This window comes from Pedobacter sp. WC2423, assembly GCF_040822065.1.
Taxonomy (GTDB): domain Bacteria; phylum Bacteroidota; class Bacteroidia; order Sphingobacteriales; family Sphingobacteriaceae; genus Pedobacter.
The window spans coordinates 2632977-2650183 of record NZ_CP162005.1 but is presented as its reverse complement, the minus strand read 5'-3'; the positions used below and the strand labels follow the sequence as shown (position 1 = coordinate 2650183).

General features: G+C 37.6%; 18 protein-coding genes. 11 read left to right on the top strand and 7 right to left on the bottom strand.

Annotated features, from left to right (window positions below; all coding sequences use genetic code 11):
- Positions 1 to 180 precede the first annotated feature (180 nt).
- The 4 genes from AB3G38_RS10650 (at position 181) to AB3G38_RS10635 (ending at position 4163) form a co-directional block, all read left to right on the top strand.
- Entirely contained in the window at positions 181 to 756 is a 576-nt protein-coding gene (locus tag AB3G38_RS10650; protein ID WP_367868456.1) for a UbiX family flavin prenyltransferase, read from the top strand.
- Positions 757 to 856: 100 nt separating this feature from the next.
- Positions 857 to 2176 carry a tRNA (N(6)-L-threonylcarbamoyladenosine(37)-C(2))-methylthiotransferase MtaB gene (gene mtaB, locus AB3G38_RS10645; protein WP_068395593.1) on the top strand — a complete coding sequence of 440 codons (1320 nt, stop codon included), beginning with the start codon at positions 857 to 859 and terminating at the stop codon, positions 2174 to 2176.
- A gap of 30 nt (positions 2177 to 2206) precedes the next feature.
- A complete protein-coding gene (locus AB3G38_RS10640; protein ID WP_367868455.1) occupies positions 2207 to 3358 on the top strand; it encodes a prolipoprotein diacylglyceryl transferase in 1152 nt (383 codons plus the stop codon).
- 10 nt (positions 3359 to 3368) lie between these two features.
- On the top strand, positions 3369 to 4163 hold the full coding sequence (locus tag AB3G38_RS10635) for an inositol monophosphatase (protein WP_367868454.1): 795 nt from the start codon (positions 3369 to 3371) through the stop codon (positions 4161 to 4163).
- A 64-nt stretch (positions 4164 to 4227) separates the two neighbouring features.
- Here the strand turns inward: AB3G38_RS10635 and AB3G38_RS10630 are convergent, their stop codons facing one another.
- The 3 genes from AB3G38_RS10630 to AB3G38_RS10620 all read right to left on the bottom strand — a co-directional run bounded on the left by AB3G38_RS10630 (position 4228) and on the right by AB3G38_RS10620 (position 6570).
- Complete coding sequence (locus AB3G38_RS10630) at positions 4228 to 4779, bottom strand: NifU family protein (RefSeq protein ID WP_183868085.1); 552 nt, start codon at positions 4777 to 4779, stop codon at positions 4228 to 4230.
- Between the two features lie 115 nt (positions 4780 to 4894).
- Entirely contained in the window at positions 4895 to 6241 is a 1347-nt protein-coding gene (purB, locus tag AB3G38_RS10625; protein ID WP_367868453.1) for an adenylosuccinate lyase, read from the bottom strand.
- A 107-nt stretch (positions 6242 to 6348) separates the two neighbouring features.
- Entirely contained in the window at positions 6349 to 6570 is a 222-nt protein-coding gene (locus AB3G38_RS10620) for a hypothetical protein (RefSeq protein WP_068395604.1), read from the bottom strand.
- Positions 6571 to 6711: 141 nt separating this feature from the next.
- Between AB3G38_RS10620 and AB3G38_RS10615 the strand changes: the two genes are divergently transcribed.
- The 5 genes from AB3G38_RS10615 to AB3G38_RS10595 all read left to right on the top strand — a co-directional run bounded on the left by AB3G38_RS10615 (position 6712) and on the right by AB3G38_RS10595 (position 10383).
- Complete coding sequence (locus tag AB3G38_RS10615) at positions 6712 to 7278, top strand: RNA polymerase sigma factor (RefSeq protein WP_367868452.1); 567 nt, start codon at positions 6712 to 6714, stop codon at positions 7276 to 7278.
- A 7-nt stretch (positions 7279 to 7285) separates the two neighbouring features.
- On the top strand, positions 7286 to 8380 hold the full coding sequence (locus AB3G38_RS10610) for a S1C family serine protease (protein ID WP_367868451.1): 1095 nt from the start codon (positions 7286 to 7288) through the stop codon (positions 8378 to 8380).
- A gap of 69 nt (positions 8381 to 8449) precedes the next feature.
- The gene (locus AB3G38_RS10605; RefSeq protein ID WP_367868450.1) at positions 8450 to 9364 is read left to right on the top strand and encodes a DUF72 domain-containing protein; all 915 of its coding nucleotides are present in this window, start codon (positions 8450 to 8452) and stop codon (positions 9362 to 9364) included.
- A gap of 106 nt (positions 9365 to 9470) precedes the next feature.
- Positions 9471 to 10106, top strand: a complete 636-nt coding sequence (locus tag AB3G38_RS10600; protein WP_111634795.1) for a peroxiredoxin — start codon at positions 9471 to 9473, stop codon at positions 10104 to 10106.
- Between the two features lie 79 nt (positions 10107 to 10185).
- On the top strand, positions 10186 to 10383 hold the full coding sequence (locus AB3G38_RS10595; RefSeq protein ID WP_068395614.1) for a cold-shock protein: 198 nt from the start codon (positions 10186 to 10188) through the stop codon (positions 10381 to 10383).
- A 105-nt stretch (positions 10384 to 10488) separates the two neighbouring features.
- On the opposite strand, the gene AB3G38_RS10590 is transcribed toward AB3G38_RS10595, so the two are convergent.
- The 4 genes from AB3G38_RS10590 to AB3G38_RS10575 are packed head-to-tail and all read right to left on the bottom strand — an operon-like array spanning position 10489 to position 14106.
- On the bottom strand, positions 10489 to 11670 hold the full coding sequence (locus AB3G38_RS10590) for a class I SAM-dependent methyltransferase (RefSeq protein ID WP_367868449.1): 1182 nt from the start codon (positions 11668 to 11670) through the stop codon (positions 10489 to 10491).
- Positions 11663 to 12937, bottom strand: a complete 1275-nt coding sequence (locus tag AB3G38_RS10585; RefSeq protein WP_367868448.1) for an aspartate kinase — start codon at positions 12935 to 12937, stop codon at positions 11663 to 11665. The genes AB3G38_RS10590 and AB3G38_RS10585 overlap by 8 nt, the downstream gene beginning before the upstream one ends.
- 19 nt (positions 12938 to 12956) lie before the next feature.
- A complete protein-coding gene (locus AB3G38_RS10580) occupies positions 12957 to 13415 on the bottom strand; it encodes an N-acetyltransferase family protein (protein WP_367868447.1) in 459 nt (152 codons plus the stop codon).
- Positions 13416 to 13419: 4 nt separating this feature from the next.
- Positions 13420 to 14106 carry a YggS family pyridoxal phosphate-dependent enzyme gene (locus AB3G38_RS10575; protein WP_367868446.1) on the bottom strand — a complete coding sequence of 229 codons (687 nt, stop codon included), beginning with the start codon at positions 14104 to 14106 and terminating at the stop codon, positions 13420 to 13422.
- A 71-nt stretch (positions 14107 to 14177) separates the two neighbouring features.
- Between AB3G38_RS10575 and AB3G38_RS10570 the strand changes: the two genes are divergently transcribed.
- Both AB3G38_RS10570 and AB3G38_RS10565 read left to right on the top strand, forming a co-directional pair.
- Positions 14178 to 14816 (top strand): DUF4296 domain-containing protein, encoded by a 639-nt coding sequence (locus tag AB3G38_RS10570; RefSeq protein ID WP_367868445.1) that lies wholly within the window; start codon positions 14178 to 14180, stop codon positions 14814 to 14816.
- Positions 14817 to 14818: 2 nt separating this feature from the next.
- Positions 14819 to 17191, top strand: coding sequence for an endonuclease MutS2 (locus AB3G38_RS10565; RefSeq protein WP_367868444.1), 2373 nt, complete (start codon positions 14819 to 14821; stop codon positions 17189 to 17191).
- The last annotated feature ends 16 nt before the right edge of the window (positions 17192 to 17207 follow it).

Genomic DNA, 17207 nt, shown 5'->3' with positions numbered 1-17207 from the left:
ACAATTAACATTATTGTATCATAAATACTTAAAAAGTGTTAAAATTTTCTTTTTGTTAGAAAAGAATATTACATTTGAGCTTACCCTTTCGAGGGTATGTTTTTCATAGGTAGATGTAGGGCCGGAAATTTATTTTCGGCCCTTTTTTGTTTCTTCAGGTTCCGTATCTTTACGCCCTCTATGAAGAAAAAGAAAATCATCGTCGCGATCACCGGAGCCAGTGGTTCTGTATATGCTAAACTCTTATTGAATAATTTACTCCAGTTAGCTGATCAGATCGAAACTGTGGGCGTAGTGATGTCAGACAATGCAAAAGAGGTTTGGCGTTTTGAATTAGGCAATAGTGATTATGAGCAGTATCCTTTTACCTTTTATTCAAAAATGGATTTCAATGCTCCTTTTGCTTCGGGGTCTGCAAAATTTGATACGATGATAATTATTCCTTGTTCTATGGGAACTTTAGGAAGAATCGCCCATGGCATTTCTAATGATTTAATTTCAAGAGCTGCTGACGTCATTTTAAAAGAGCGCAGGAAATTGATTGCTGTAGTCCGGGACACACCTTTTAGCCTGATCCATATTAATAATATGAAAACAGTTACTGAAGCAGGAGGGATTATCTGTCCGGCTAATCCATCTTATTATAGTATCCCAACAACGATCGAGGAAGTGGCGCAAACTGTCGTGAGCAGAGTCATAGACCTGGCAGGGTTAGAACAGGATAGTTACCGGTGGAATGAAAAGCAGGATTCGTAATATAAAGATCACCCCAGGCAGATAATTTGACAATGAACAAATTTTTAGGGTTGTGCAAACATTAATCTAAAAACTTATCTTTGCACCTCAAATGAATTTAATGAAGAAAGTAGCATTTTATACACTGGGTTGCAAGTTAAACTTTTCGGAAACTTCAACTATCGGACGTCTTTTTACTGATGCAGGTTATGCTGTAGTAGATTTTACTGACGCCGCAGATGTATATGTCATCAATACCTGCTCTGTAACTGAGCATGCGGATAAAAAGTGCCGTAAGGTAGTGAAGGAAGCTCTTAAATATGCACCAAATGCTTATATTACTATTGTAGGTTGTTATGCGCAGTTGAAACCTGTTGAAATTGCTGAAATTGAAGGGGTGGATATGGTACTGGGTGCGGCTGAGAAATTCCGTATTGTAGAATATATCTCAGATCTGACCAAATTGCCAAAAGCTGTAATTCATCAGCAAAACATTGAAAAAGTTAATCATAATTTTATAGCTGCTTATTCTATAGGCGACAGAACACGTACCTTCCTGAAAGTTCAGGATGGTTGTGATTATCCTTGTACTTATTGTACGATCCCGCTAGCAAGAGGCGGCAGCAGAAGTGACACCATCGAAAATGTGGTTAACCGTGCCAGGCAAATTGCGGAAAGTGGTGTAAAGGAAATCGTATTGACGGGGGTAAATCTTGGTGATTTCGGTATCCGTGATGGAAAGCGTGAGGATAAGTTTTTTGATTTGGTGAAAGCGCTGGACGAAGTGGAAGGAATTGAAAGAATCCGGATTTCTTCTATTGAGCCTAATTTATTAAGCAATGAAATTATCAGCTTTGTCGCTGCTTCTAAAAGATTTGTACCCCATTTCCATATTCCACTGCAATCGGGTTCTGATAAGATACTGGGACTGATGAAAAGACGTTACCGCAGAGATTTATATACGGAACGTGTAGCAACAATTAAAGCATTGATTCCTGATTGTTGTATTGGAGTAGACGTCATTGTTGGTTTCCCGGGAGAAACTAAAGAAGATTTCCTGGATACTTACCAATTTCTGAACGAACTTGATATTTCATACCTGCATGTTTTTACCTATTCGGAGCGTGAACAGACTGAAGCTGCTGAAATGACTGGTGCTGTTGCCGGAAGTACACGTGCTGACAGAAGTAAAATGCTGCATATCTTATCTGATAAGAAACGCAGAGCTTTTTACCAGTCGCAAATCGGAACTGTTGGGGAAGTTTTATTTGAAGATGATCAGAAAAATGGTTTCATGCATGGCTTTACCAAGAATTATGTCAAAGTAAAAGCTAAATATGATCCTGTAATGGTTAATGAAATTAAAATGGTCAAACTAATGGAATTAACTGCCGATGGAGAGGTAGAAGTTATGGAAACTGAACAAGTTTTAGCACATTAATCTTATATTCGCGTAAAAAAATATACGCGTATGTTTCCTACCGTTTCTCATTTTATAGAATATCTCTTTGGTATTCAGGTTCCACTGCCTTTTAATACTTTCGGTGTATTTGTCGCCCTGGCTTTTATTGCAGGTTACTGGGCATTTACACAGGAACTAAAAAGAAAAGAAGCTTTAGGTTTATTACATCCTGTAAAAAGGATTATCACAATCGGCCAGCCTGCAACAACCACAGAATTAATCTCCAATTGTATTTTTGGGTTTCTGATTGGTTATAAACTGGTTTATGCTTTATTAAACTACCGGTTATTTGTCAGCGATGCGCAAACTGTATTGTTATCCCTGAAAGGAAACATTCTTGGCGGATTATTCTTCGCCGGATTATTTGCCTACTGGGATTATAAAGAAAAAAATAAATTCAAACTTGCCCAGCCTAAAAAAGTAGAAGTTACAGAACATCCTTATGAATTGATGGGGAATATGATCGTATGGGCTGCGGTATGGGGTTTTTTGGGTGCAAAGATATTTGACAACCTGGAACACTGGGATACTTTTATCCAGGATCCTATAGGCGGATTACTGTCTTTTAGTGGTTTAACATTTTACGGCGGATTAATCTGCGGTGGTGCAGCTGTGTTATATATTGCAAAGAAAAATGGAATCAAGCCTTTACATATGCTGGATGTTGGCGGACCTGGAATGATGCTGGCTTACAGTGTGGGCCGGATTGGCTGTCATATGTCTGGTGATGGGGATTGGGGAATTGTCAATATGAACCCTAAGCCTTTTGGCTGGTTACCTGATTGGTTATGGGCTTATACTTATCCAAATAATGTAGCAATGGAAGGTGTCCCTGTTCCGGGCTGCGTTGGCAAGTTTTGTAATGTACTGCCTCTCCCTGTATATCCTACACCTATTTATGAGGTGATTGTATGTTTTATCTTATTTCTTATACTTTGGCGTATCCGCCACCAGATTAAGCTTCCGGGAATGATGTTCGGAATTTATCTGATGATGAACGGAATGGAACGATTTTTTGTCGAACTGATCCGTGTCAATTCAAAGTATCATGTTGCAGGTATCTCTTTTACACAGGCGGAGTTGATTTCTTCTCTCTTGTTTATTGGTGGCTTGTTATTGGTGACGTTCTCGATAAAGAATAAAAATATACACACAAGCTAAATTTTACAATTTGAATTACGAATTACTGAGTTCACAGGTTATCGCAATCGCGCGGCTGGCGGGCAATTTTATACGGAAGGAATCGATGCGTTTTAATGCGGAGGCTATTGAATTCAAAGGATTAAATGACCTGGTTTCTTATGTAGATAAAACTGCTGAAGAGCTCATCGTCGAAAATCTTGATCAATTAATACCTGATGCCGGTTTTACAACGGAAGAACAAACGGTCAACAGGAAAGGGAAAACTTATAACTGGATTATAGATCCGCTGGATGGTACAACAAACTTTATCCACGGTGTACCAACTTATTCGATCAGTATCGCTTTATATGAAGAGGACAAGCCTGTTTTAGGTGTTGTTTATGAAATCAACAGGGGAGAGATGTTTCATAGTTACAAAGATGCGCCTGCTTATCTGAATCACAAGCCTATCCGGGTTTCTCAGCGAAATAGTCTGGCTGATTCTTTACTGGCTACCGGTTTCCCTTATTATGAGTTTGATAAACAGGCCCAGTATATGAAGTTATTAGCTGAATTAATGCAAAAGACGCATGGTTTAAGACGGATAGGTTCTGCTGCAGTAGATTTAGCTTATGTGGCTTGTGGCAGGTTTGATGCTTTCTTTGAATATAATCTGAATTCTTATGATGTAGCTGGCGGCGCTTACCTGGTGCAGCAGGCGGGTGGAAAAGTGATGAATTTTGGTGGTGGTGAGGAGTTCATTGAACGCAGGGAAATTCTGGCCACCAATGGTTTGGTCGATATAGAAATGCTGGAGGCTATTCAGCGGCATTTTGAAAGTTAAGTATATAAAAAAACGGCCTGTGAATTATTCACAGGCCGTTTTTTTATGTATCGCTTGGTTTGAACTACAAAGCGTTAGAAACAACTTCTTTTACTTCGGGAACCATACGCTGCAATAAATTCTGAATACCAGATTTTAAAGTAATGGTAGAGGAAGGGCATCCGCTGCATGAACCGCGAAGTTCAACGGTAACTACACCTTCTTCAAATGATTTATAACTGATTGCACCACCATCCTGTTCAACAGCAGGACGAACGTAATCATGTAAGATCTGCTGAATTTTTACTTCCAGATCAGATCCTTCAAAAGCAGGTGCTTCTTCTGTGGTAACTTCTTTAATTTTATATTCTGATTCTACAGCACCTTTAACAAACTCCTTCAGGATAGGCTCGATATCAGGCCATTCAGCATCCTCAGTTTTTGTAATGGTCACGAAATTACTTGCGAAAAATACACCACTAACAAAATTAAACTTGAATAATTCTTTTGCAAAAGGAGAGTGTTCAGCACTTTCTTTTGTAGCGAAGTCCTCGCTGCCATTAATCAGAAGTTTATTAACCATAAACTTCATGGTGGCAGGATTCGGGGTTTGTTCTGTATATACGTTAATAGTCATTGTCTCTTTTTTCTTACAAAAATAAATAATTCGCAATTCAATTACAGATATCGATGTCTGTTTTAGGTCATTATATATTATCCTGTATTAAGTTACGTTTTAAAGCTGAACTTATCTAAAATACGCCGGTATAATTAAATGGAGTAATTTGCTTCAGCTCTTGTTTTAAATCTTCATCAATTTGAAGACCATCGATAAATGCTGCCATGGTATGTGCAGTAATTTTCTGATTGGTACGTGTCAGATCTTTTAAGGCCTCGTAAGGGTTAGGGTAAGCTTCTCTTCTCAATACGGTTTGAATCGCTTCGGCAACCACAGCCCAGTTGTTTTCCAGATCTGCTGCAATAACTTCATTGTTTAATAAGAGCTTGTTCAGCCCTTTTAGAGTAGAAGAGATCGCAATCATCGTATGCGCCACAGGAACACCTGCATTTCTTAATACCGTTGAGTCTGTTAAATCTCTTTGTAAACGTGAAATTGGCAGTTTTGCAGCAAAGAATTCAAATAGTGCATTCGCAATACCAGCATTTCCTTCTGCATTTTCAAAGTCAATAGGATTTACTTTATGGGGCATTGCGGAAGAACCTACTTCTCCTTCTTTAATTTTTTGTTTGAAGTAGTTTTTAGAAATGTAAGCCCAGATATCTCTGTCCAGGTCAATAATAATCGTATTAATCCTTTTTAAGGCATCACATTGCGCTGCAAATTGGTCATAATGCTCAATTTGTGTAGTATGCTGTGCACGGCTTAAAGTTAAAATATCATTGACGAAGTGGTTAGAAAAATCTACCCAGTTAATTCCGGGATAGGCAATATGATGTGCATTGAAGTTTCCTGTTGCACCACCAAATTTTGCACTATGAGGAATGTTTTTAAGGTTATTCAATTGAATTTCCAGACGTTCTGCGAAGACTAAAAATTCTTTACCCAGTTTAGTCGGGGATGCTGGCTGACCATGAGTGTGAGCCAGTAAAGGAATATCTTTCCATTCAGCAGCTAATTCCTGAAGTTTAACAATCAGCAACTGGATATTTGGATAATATTCTTCTTCAAGTGAGCGTTTAAAGGTATAAGGGATTGCTGTATTATTAATATCCTGAGAAGTCAGTCCGAAGTGGATAAACTCTTTAAATTCTCCAAGACCTAAGTCATCAAATCTTTTTTTGATAAAATATTCAACGGCTTTAACATCGTGGTTGGTGATTTTTTCTGTGTCTTTTACTTCCTGCGCATTTTCATCACTGAACAGTTCGGATATACTGCGGAGTTTACTGTAATTTGTTTTGTCGAAATGGCTTAATCCTGTTAAACCAGTTTCACATAAAGCGATGAAATATTCAATTTCAACGTATACTCTATATTTGATTAAAGCCGATTCCGAAAAATATTTAGCCAGATTTTGTGTGGTGTTTCTATAACGACCATCAACTGGTGATATAGCTTGAAGAGGAGATAAATTCATGTATAGGGATATTTTTACAAATGCAAAGGTAGCATTTTACTCAAACCTGCAGGCACAAAAAAAAGGCTTTGGAGAACCAAAGCCTTTCTTTAGATTTTTTATCTAGCTTATTTTTTAGCTTCAGCAGCTGGTTTAACTTCAGTAGTAGTAGTTTTAACCGCTGTATCTTTAACTGTTGAATCTTTAACAGTAGTATCAACGTCAGTAGTAACAACTGAAGAATCAGTTACTGTAGTGTCAGTTGCACCAGCTTTTTTTTCTGAGTTACATGCTGCTACTGATAAAGAGATTGCTAAAGCTAAAAAGCCGAATTTGAATAAGTTTTTCATTTGAATTCTGTTTAAAATAATTAATTAATTTTACAGATTAATACCACAATGATCAAAAGGTAACCCACTATTTTTAAAAAAGATTTAAATAATTTTTTTGTCTAATATTGGGTTACCATTCACGTATAAATGTATTAATTGGTGAGTAACAAGTTAAGCGATTCAGTTCCAACAGATAGAGAGGTAGTTTTAGGGATACTAAATAACTCGGAAGATGCACTTAATAAGCTGTACGTCGGGTATTTTCCGATGATTTTGCAGTTTATTATAAATAATAACGGTGATGAGGATGATGCAAAAGATGTGTATCAGGAAGCGATTATTATTTTATATAATAAAATTAAGAGCGGAGATTTTGAGTTAAGCAGCAAACTTAAGACCTATATATATTCAGTTTGCAGACGTATTTGGCTGAAAAAGCTTGCACAGCAAAGCAAAAAGACAAATAATGTTTCTGATTTTGAGGATGTAGTGTCAGTAGAGGTTGATTTAGAGTATCATGAAGAAAAGGATCTTCAGTTTGAGAAGATGGGGGCAGCATTAGAAAACCTGGGGGAGCCTTGCAAAACTATTATTCAGGATTTTTATATAAATAATCTCTCTATGCAGGATATCTGTGAGAAATTTGGCTATACCAATACTGATAATGCCAAAACTCAGAAATATAAATGTTTGCAGAGATTAAAGAAATTATTTTTTCAATCTTAAGTACGGTATGAGGAACGACATAGAATTAGATGCTATCATTGAAGATTACCTCAGGGGTAAACTTACAGCCGCAGAAACAGAAGCTTTTGATAAATTGCGCGCCAATGATCCTGTAATTGATCATAAAGTAGTTGCACATAAAGTTTTTATGGATGCAATAAAGCAATATGGTAAAGTCCTTTCTTTGAAAGAGCAGATGGAAAGAGCCCATGCCGGAATAAATGTCACTGCACTGAGCGAAGAGCTTAGACCGCATCCTTCGTTTATTATCAATCTGTGGCGCAAAAACAAATCGGCAATGGCTATTGCTGCCTCATTCATCCTGTTAACTATTTTCTCTATTTACTCTATACAGCATAATACCCTGCAAAACGGTAGTTATGAAGTGATGCGCAGAGAAATTACCAATATCAAAAACAGTCAGAATAAACTGGTAAGGACTATCAATTCAAGCCCTAAGACTGAAAAGGGACATGTCCGTTCAGCTCAGTTTGGCGGAACAGGGTTTGCTTTAACTGCAAATGGATATTTATGTACAAATTATCATGTTGTCAGAGATGCAGATTCAGTATATGTCCAAAATAATAAAGGCGATTCTTACAAGGTTAAGGTTGTTTACCGTGATCCACAGTATGATATTGCGATCCTGAAAATTATTGATGAGTCATTTACACCGCTTTCTGCAATTCCTTATAAATTGAAGAAGAATAGTATCGGAATGGGTGAGAATGTATATACGTTAGGTTATCCAAAGGATGACGCTGTATTGGGTGAAGGTTATATCAGCTCAAAAACAGGCCATGTAGGTGATACTACGCAATACCAGGTTTCTATTCCAATTAATCCTGGAAATAGTGGTGGTCCTTTACTTGATAATTATGGAAATATCATCGGTGTGATTACTGCTAAAGAAAATCAGGTAGATGGTGCAACGTTTGCCATCAAATCCAAATACATTCTGGAGGCTTTAAATGCAATCCCTCAGGACTCATTGGGTAAGAAGGTGATCTTTGCTAAAAAGAATCCTTTACAGGGATTAAACAGAACTAAACAAATAGATAAGATTGAAAACTATGTCTATATGATCAAAGTATATAATTAAGCGAAACGCTTTTTTTAAAACCCCGAAACATAATGCTTGTTTCGGGGTTTTGTTTTTAAAGCCAATTTTATGGAATTTGGAAAAGTAAATTCAGATCAGGTTAAGGAGATAGATTTTACATTGCCTGAGGATGGGCAGCAGACTTCGAAAGTCTTAAACGGCCAGCCTGGTAAGGCTGAAGTCTTTATAGGATGTGCAAAATGGGGCCGAAAGGAATGGGTGGGGTTAATCTATCCCCCAAAAACTAAGGAGGCAGATTTCCTGGATGAATATGCAAAACATTTTAATTCGATTGAATTAAATGCAGCTTATTATCAGATCCCTTCTTTGGATTCTGTACGCAAATGGAGGAAAAAAGCTTCAGACAATGCACCCGGTGACTTCTTATTCTGTCCTAAATTTCCCAAAATTATCAGTCATGATCAAAGATTGACAGGGTCGGAGCAGACTACTGCTGAATATTTGAAAGCGGTTGCTGAATTCGGAGATACATTAGGTGCTTGCTTTTTACAGTTAAGTGAAAGCTTTGGCGTGAAAAATTTGCCGGTTTTATCAGATTATCTTAAATTTCTTCCTAAAGAGCCAGCAATCTTTGTAGAACTCAGGCATGAGCAATGGTTTTCTGATCCGGTAATCAGGAAACAGGTTTTTGAACTCTTTACAGCTACAAAAAAGGGCGCTGTGATTACGGATGTGAGTGGAAGAAGGGATTTGGTCCATATGGAGGTTACTGTTCCTGAAGTGTTTATCAGGTTTATAGGAAATGGAAGTATGCACAAAAAGAATGATTTTGCAAGAATTGAGGAGTGGGGTTCAAGGCTTAAGTTATGGCAGGAGAAAGGGCTTCAGAAGATTTACTTTTTTCTGCATCAGCATGATGAGCTGGATACGCCTCTTTTAGCTGCGCATACTGTAAAGGTGTTTAATGAACAGTTAGGGCTTAAGATCCCTGGGATAACCTTACAGCCTACATTGTTTGATTAGCATCATTAAATATGAATTTAGTATATTATTACTAATATACTACTATATTAGTAGTGTTTATAAACAGATATAATTGTTCGATTTAAAATCAAAAAATAATAAGATTATGAGTATCAGAATAGGAGATACCGCTCCAAATTTTAAAGCTAAAACATCAATTGGTGATATCGATTTTTATGAGTTTCTTGGCGATAGCTGGGGAGTGATTTTTTCGCATCCTGCGGATTATACACCTGTATGTACCACTGAGCTGGGCCGCACGGCTTCACTTAAAGGAGAATTTGAGAAAAGAGACGTAAAAGTGATTGCCCTGAGTGTAGATTCTGTAGAGTCACACAAAGGCTGGATACAGGATATTAATGAAACACAGGACACCAATGTAGAGTTTCCAATTATAGCGGATGAGGATAAAAAGATCGCTGATCTTTATGATATGATTCACCCTAATGCTTCTGAGACATTAACTGTGCGTTCATTGTTTGTGATCTCACCTGATAAAAAAGTGAAATTAATGCTGACTTATCCAGCTTCAACTGGCAGGAATTTTACTGAAGTATTAAGAGTTATTGATTCTTTGCAGCTGACTGCTAAATATAGCGTTGCCACGCCTGCGGATTGGAAAGATGGTGATGATGTTGTCGTGATGAATAGTATCAAAACAGAAGATATTCCTGCTAAATTTCCAAAGGGACATCAGGTAATTAAACCTTATTTAAGAACTACTCCGCAACCTAATAAATAATTTTTAAAACTTGTTGCTTTTCTTTAAGTTTGATATAATTGATAATTTAAAGAAATATTAATTTTTATACTTAAATACTATGAGTACGGGAAAAGTAAAATGGTTTAATACGCAGAAAGGCTATGGATTTTTAATTTACGAAGGAAACAAGGATATTTTTGTCCATTTCAAAGACGTTATAGGCGGTATTGAGAGTCTTCAGGAGAATGATAATGTAGAGTTTGATATCACTGAAGGAAAGAAGGGTTTACAAGCGATAAACGTTAAAAAAATATAAATATTAGTCTTGATGCTAAATGACTGAAGCCTCCCGCAACTTGGACTAGCCCCAAATAGTGTCTAACTTTTTGGGGGCAGTCTAAACCGGGGGGCTTTTTGCGTATTAGTAATGCTGTATAATCGTACTTTTAATAATAATTTTGCCTTCAGTACTGCTTTGTGTAAAAATTATAAATTCGGTGTCATCAGGTTTGATATGATATTTATCAACCAGGGTGGCTGCCTTATCCGGGTAGTTTCTGACAATTACATTTCCAACCAGGTTTTTTTCCTTCTTTATTTTTGCCGCAGACATGACTTCGTTGAGCTGAAATATCCTTCCCGGAAACTCTGGATGAATGACAGAAGAGGTATAGAGTTGAGTTTGATGATGAAATTTTTGCAGCTGATATCTTTCTGCAATCAGGTTAAAAGCACCGCTTTTTAAAAGTGCCACATCAGGTTCGTATAAATATTGACCTGGAATAACTGAACCGGTAATAGCCGTGGTACCCTCTTCGCCCAGGTTAAACCTGAATTGTTTTTGCTTCGCGTTTAAAGTCGTACAAATGATGCCGGGGGAGCCTTCAAAATCTCTTTCGATCACCCAGATCAATTCTTTACATTCGTTTTTAACGCTCACAATATGTATTTCAGCTACGTGATCCAGTTCTTTTAATCCTGCACTCAGATCTAACAGCGGAGCAGTTTTAAGCAATATCCGCTTTGCTTTTGACAATAACAGACCTAGATTTTCAACAATATCGGGTGTACAGTCTTTGAGCATAAAAACCTTTCCGGAGGTACTTCTTCTGGCTGGATCAATATAAACGCAATCAAATTCCTGACCGGTGGTTTTTAAGAACTCCAGACCATCTCCGGAAATAAACCTGACGTTATCCTGTTTCAGTAAAACTCCATTGTAACTGGCAATTGCTGACAATTCTTCGTTGATTTCGCAGTGAGTAACGGATTTTAGTTGTTGGGAGAAGTAATAACTATCTACGCCATAACCGCCTGTCAGATCAATAATTGAACTTCCTGTTGCTAATCCGGCTTTATAAGCTGCGGTAATTTCCGAAGAACATTGTTCTACAGATAACAGGGGCGGATAGTAAATAAAACCGGTATGAAACCAGGTTGGCAGTTTACGGAAGGACTTTTTTCTGGACGCGATCTGATTGGCCAGTTCTTTTCCTGTAACCTCTGGAAAAGGGCTTTTGGCCATGGCAATTTTATGCACATCTGCATTCAGATTGTCATGGATATAATCCTGAACGGCCGGGTCTGTAAGTCGCTTATTCAATAGTTGATTTATCTTTCATTACAATCTGACAAGTATGACGGCTTTTGACTTTCAGCAAAATGTCTTTGTTGACAGTAACTCTATTGATCGTATCCTTTTTGTAGTAACGAATGGTGACCAGTTCCAGTCCTTTATTGTATTTTACTTTATATAAGACTGATAAATCCTGAATCAGGTTATTTATCTTTTCTTCTTCATAGTCGACACTTACAGAAAAGCTTAATGCCGAATTCAGCATGGTATTTACTTTCACTTTGTGTTTATGGAATAAGCTGAAGATATCACTCAGATTCTCTTCAATGATAAAAGAGAAATCTTTTGGTAAGATAGAAATCAGCACCTGGTTTACTTTGAAAATAAACGAGGGTACCGGTAGCTCACTGTTAATGCCATTGATCACTGTGCCTTCGCTGGCCGGGTGAAGGAATGATTTCACATACAAAGGAATATTCTTATTCTGAAGTGGTTTGATGGTCTTGGGATGGATTACTGTTGCACCATAGTAGGTAAGTTCAATCGCATCGTGATAAGAAAGCTGAGGGATGCGTTCTGTTTCATCAAACCATTTAGGATCTGCATTTAATACCCCTGGCACATCTTTCCAGATGGTTAGTGCTGTGGCATCCAGACAGGCACAGAAAATGGCTGCGGAATAATCTGAACCTTCTCTGCCCAGGGTAGTGGTGAAGTTTTCACTGGTACTGCCAATAAATCCCTGGGTCACGACAATACTTTTCTTCAGTAACGGAACAAGGTTACGTTTGATTTCTGTTTCAGTTTTCTCCCAGTCCACTTGTCCTTCGCGGTAAGTATTATCAGTTTTAATGAAATTCCTGGCATCTGCCCATACTGCGGAAATATTACTTTCATTCAGGTAAGCGGCTACAATTTTAGTGGAAACTACTTCACCAATCGAAACGATCTGATCATAAATATAATCGGGTGCATCACTTGCATCTTCTTCCAATAACCATTCAATTTCTACGAAAGTATTTGCAACGTCATTAAATATGGGATGACTATGGTTATCAAACAGATCGTTTAAGATATTGAAATGATAAGCTTTGACTTCATCGAGCAAGTCGTGTGTGTTTTCCTGCCCGGAGATATAGGCGTTAGAAAGTAATTCCAGTTTATTGGTCATTTTACCCATCGCAGAAACTACGATCAGTAAATTTTCTTTTTCCGCCTGCTGAATAATAGCAACAAGATTCTTTACTGCTTCTGCATTCACTACAGAAGCTCCCCCGAATTTAAATACCTGCATTGTTTATTTGAAATTGTTTTTAAAGCTGGTCTTTACTAAAAGACGCATTCAACCATCCTGTTTCAATCTGAGCATTATATTTATTATAGAAATTGATAGCTGGCTCATTCCAGTCCAGCACCTGCCAGGTCATTCCGTTATAATTTTTATCTCTGGCTTCTTTCATTACTCTTTCAAAAAGGATTTTTCCTAATCCTTTTCCTCTTTGATTTTCTGTAACAATGAAATCTTCTAAGTATAAGCGGCAGCCTTTCCAGGTAGAGTACCTGGTATAATATAGTGCAAAGCCAAGAATTCCTGTCGTATCTTCTGCTACAAAGGCTTTCCAGACAGGTTGCGTTCCGAATCCGGCCTCTTCAAATTCGGCTAAGGTAACTGTAACTTCTTCCGGAGCTTTTTCATAAACTGCTAATTCATTTATTAACTCCAATAAACGCGGGCAATCTTCTTTTACTGCAAACCTGAGTTGAATATCCATTAGCTTATGCTTTATAATGTTTGATTTTTCTTGCGCCAAAAATGCTGCTTCCTATTCTTACCATGGTACTGCCTTCTTCGATTGCCAGTTTGTAATCACCAGACATTCCCATAGATAATTCTTTAAATGAATCTTCTTTTCTGAAAAAACTGGTTTTTATACCATCAAAAAATACTCTCAGTTCCTGAAATTCATCTTTAGTTTGTTTTTCAGGTGCATTGTTTGTCGCAATACCCATTAAACCTGTAATACGGATGTTTTTCATGGCAAGATATTCTTCTGATCTTAAAAGTTCAATCGTTTCTGCATGATCCAGTCCGAACTTTGTATCCTCATCAGCAATATAAACTTGTAGTAAACAGTCAATAACTCTGTCATTTTTTGCCGCTTGTTTATTGATTTCTGCCAGTAGTTTGACACTATCAACGGATTGAATCAATTTGATAAAAGGAGCGATATATTTAACTTTATTGGTTTGAAGATGTCCAATCAGGTGCCATTCAATATCTTTTGGAAGCGCTTCTTGTTTTTCTACTAATTCCTGAACAATGTTTTCTCCGAAAATCCGCTGTCCTGCATGGTATGCTTCCAAAACTGCTGCTGCATCATTGAATTTTGATACGGCAATTAATTCGGCATTTTCCCCTTCTAATTCCTTTTTATATTTTAATAAGTTATCTGCTATGCTCATTTATCAGTATTTTTGGTAAAATTAACAACCTTAGCTTAAATAGCTACGGAAAAAATAATGTTTTATAAACAATGAGAAATTTTTTGTGCATTTGCCTGCTGTTAATCGGCATAGGAGGATGTAAGCCGGGTATCCCTTCAGCTATTGTTCAGCCAGAAAAAATGCAGGATATTTTATTTGACATCCATATGGTAGACGGATATATTTCAACTATTGCCAATATAGATTCAGCAAGGAGCACGAGTGCGGCTTACTACAAAGGTATTTATAAGAAGTTTGGGATAGATTCTGTACTGTATACTAAAAGTATGAATTACTATTATGATCATCCTGAGGTTTTGAATACCATGTATGATAAGATTACTGGTAAATTAAAAAAGGTTAAGGAGAAGGAAGATCAAATCAATGCGAAACGTTTAAAGAAACTTGCAGCTATTCAGCAGGCGAAAAAAGATAGCCTGGATAAAGCTGACCCTAAGAGGGTAATCAGAGCGGCAGCCGCTAAAAAAGATAGTCTTGCTAAAGCAGAAATACTGCTGAAGAAGACTAAAGCAGATGCTGCAAAAAAGATAAAGAAAGATAGTCTTGCCAGAGTAACTGAATTAAAAAAGGTGAAAAAGGAAGAGGCGAAAAAATTAAAAGTGCGTACAGATGAGGCGGCAGCCCTGAAAAGGGAAAGCGATGCCAGTGCGGCTAAAAAGAATGAATAGAAATGATATATCCCGATAATTGTTTAGATAGACTTGGCTTCAGTGAAGTCAGACAGCTCATCCTAAAGCATTGCCTGAGTCCGATGGGACAATATATGGTCAGCAAAATGCAGGTGATGAATAAATTTGATCAGATTAATAAGTTTTTAAGACAGACTAAAGAGTTTAAAAATATCCTGGAAAACCAGGAGCCGTTACAGATCAGTACTTTTTTTGATATTAAATCACTGGCCGAAAAGGTACGTGTAGAAGGTAGTTACCTGATGGAGGAAGAATTGTTCCAGATCTATCTCTCTTTACAGACCGTTTTTTCAGTACTACGCTTCTTTGAGGAAAGAAAAGATATTTATCCAAATCTGGAAGCTTTATTTGAGCATTTACCAGTGGAAAAGAACATCCTCCGGAAAATAGAAGCAGTACTTGACCCTAAAGGCAAAATCAAACCGAATGCTTCTGCTAAATTACAGGAAATCATTGGGGATATCGCTAAAGGAGAACAGGAAGTCCGTAAACGGATGGATGTGATTTACAAGCAGGCAGTAGCCAGCAATTGGGTAGCAGATGGAAGTTTAACAATCCGTGATGGAAGGATGTGTATTCCTATTCTGGCCGAGAATAAGCGGAAACTGAAGGGCTTTATTCATGATGAGTCTGCGAGTGGGCAAACTGTTTATATGGAGCCTGAAGTTGTGTTCACACTGAATAATAAGATAAGAGATCTTGAATTTGATAAGAGAAGGGAGATCATCCGTATTTTAATTGCGCTTACTGATGATTTAAGACCATTTACGCCTTTATTACTTTCTTATCATGGATTCCTGACTAAACTGGATTTTGTAAGGGCTAAAGCTTTATTTGCGATTGAGGTAGAAGCAGATATGCCTGTGCTGGTAGCTGAGCCAAGGATTAAACTGATCAATGCAAGGCATCCTTTGTTATACTTATCATTTAAAGAAGATAAGAAAACGGTAGTGCCTCTTAACATTCATATGAACGAAAATTTAAGGATCGTACTGGTTTCAGGACCAAATGCGGGAGGTAAATCAGTTTGTATGAAAACAGTGGGGCTTCTGCAACTGATGTTGCAATCAGGTCTGCTGATTCCTGTGCATGAGTCAAGTGAGGTCGGGATATTTGATAATATCTTTGCTGATATTGGTGATGATCAAAGTATAGAAAGTGATTTGAGTACTTACAGTGCGCATTTAACAAAAATGCGTTATTTTGTTGCGCATGCTACGCCAAAATCATTGGTAATGATTGATGAGTTTGGTACCGGAACAGATCCTCAATTTGGCGGGCCAATGGCTGAAGCTGTACTGGAAGTACTGAATAATAAAAAAGTAAGAGGGGTCATGACCACTCACTATTCAAATCTTAAATTATTTGCTGGTAATACTCCGGGACTGGAAAATGCTTCTATGTTGTTCGATAATGATAAGATGAAGCCTTTATATGTACTGGAAATAGGTAAACCAGGAAGTTCTTATGCTTTTGAAATTGCACAGAATATTGGCCTGCAAAAAGAGGTGCTGACGCTGGCAAGGGAAAAAACAGGAACAAATCAAAATAGAATTGATAGCTTACTGGTCGATCTGGAAAGAGAGAAAAAGCAGATTTATGATACTAAAATCCAGTTATCTCTTCAGCAGAATAAAGTAAAGAACCTGGTTAAAGAAAACGAGGAACTTCAGCAGTTTCTGGAAGAAAACAGGAAAACACTGATTAAGGAAGCTAAACTTGAAGCGCAGACGATTATTAAAAATGCCAATAAACTGGTAGAAAATACAATTGCTGGTATCAAAGAGAATCAGGCTGATAAAGAAGCGACCAAACAACTAAGACAGGATTTACAAAAGAGCCTGGTTCAGCACCAGGTTAAAGAAGAGAAGAAGCCTGAGAAGGTGGTGATCTCCACGACTGCTATTGAAGTTGGGGATTGGGTACAGCTGATTAATACGGAAACCATGGGACAGGTAATGGAAATTAACCGTGGTAATTTAGTGCTGGCACTAGGTGATCTTCGTTCTGTGGTGAAAAAAGACAGGGTACAGAAAATCAGCAATAAACAGGCTAAAAAAGTTGTACAGAGCAATTCTTTTTCAGGGAGAATGTCTGAAGCGATTGGGAATTTTACTGCTGAGCTGGATCTTCGTGGAATGCGTGGTGAAAATGCAATTCAGGAAGTTGAAAAGTATCTGGATAAGTCGATTATGCTGGGCTTTCCTTTTATCAAGCTGATCCATGGAAAGGGGGATGGTATCCTCCGGAAATTAATCAGAGAGTATCTGCGCAAGTACAGCCAGGTGAACAGGGTTGAGGATGAGCATGCGGATAGAGGCGGCGATGGTATAACCTATGTGTATTTCAATTAATTAAACATAATTCATT

Coding starts and splice junctions, on each gene's coding strand:
- AB3G38_RS10650 (WP_367868456.1), top strand. CDS start 181: ATGAAGAAAAAGAAAATCATCGTCGCGATCACCGGAGCCAGTGGTTCT.
- mtaB (WP_068395593.1), top strand. CDS start 857: ATGAAGAAAGTAGCATTTTATACACTGGGTTGCAAGTTAAACTTTTCG.
- AB3G38_RS10640 (WP_367868455.1), top strand. CDS start 2,207: ATGTTTCCTACCGTTTCTCATTTTATAGAATATCTCTTTGGTATTCAG.
- AB3G38_RS10630 (WP_183868085.1), bottom strand. CDS start 4,779: ATGACTATTAACGTATATACAGAACAAACCCCGAATCCTGCCACCATG.
- purB (WP_367868453.1), bottom strand. CDS start 6,241: ATGAATTTATCTCCTCTTCAAGCTATATCACCAGTTGATGGTCGTTAT.
- AB3G38_RS10620 (WP_068395604.1), bottom strand. CDS start 6,570: ATGAAAAACTTATTCAAATTCGGCTTTTTAGCTTTAGCAATCTCTTTA.
- AB3G38_RS10610 (WP_367868451.1), top strand. CDS start 7,286: ATGAGGAACGACATAGAATTAGATGCTATCATTGAAGATTACCTCAGG.
- AB3G38_RS10605 (WP_367868450.1), top strand. CDS start 8,450: ATGGAATTTGGAAAAGTAAATTCAGATCAGGTTAAGGAGATAGATTTT.
- AB3G38_RS10600 (WP_111634795.1), top strand. CDS start 9,471: ATGAGTATCAGAATAGGAGATACCGCTCCAAATTTTAAAGCTAAAACA.
- AB3G38_RS10595 (WP_068395614.1), top strand. CDS start 10,186: ATGAGTACGGGAAAAGTAAAATGGTTTAATACGCAGAAAGGCTATGGA.
- AB3G38_RS10585 (WP_367868448.1), bottom strand. CDS start 12,937: ATGCAGGTATTTAAATTCGGGGGAGCTTCTGTAGTGAATGCAGAAGCA.
- AB3G38_RS10580 (WP_367868447.1), bottom strand. CDS start 13,415: ATGGATATTCAACTCAGGTTTGCAGTAAAAGAAGATTGCCCGCGTTTA.
- AB3G38_RS10575 (WP_367868446.1), bottom strand. CDS start 14,106: ATGAGCATAGCAGATAACTTATTAAAATATAAAAAGGAATTAGAAGGG.
- AB3G38_RS10570 (WP_367868445.1), top strand. CDS start 14,178: ATGAGAAATTTTTTGTGCATTTGCCTGCTGTTAATCGGCATAGGAGGA.
- AB3G38_RS10565 (WP_367868444.1), top strand. CDS start 14,819: ATGATATATCCCGATAATTGTTTAGATAGACTTGGCTTCAGTGAAGTC.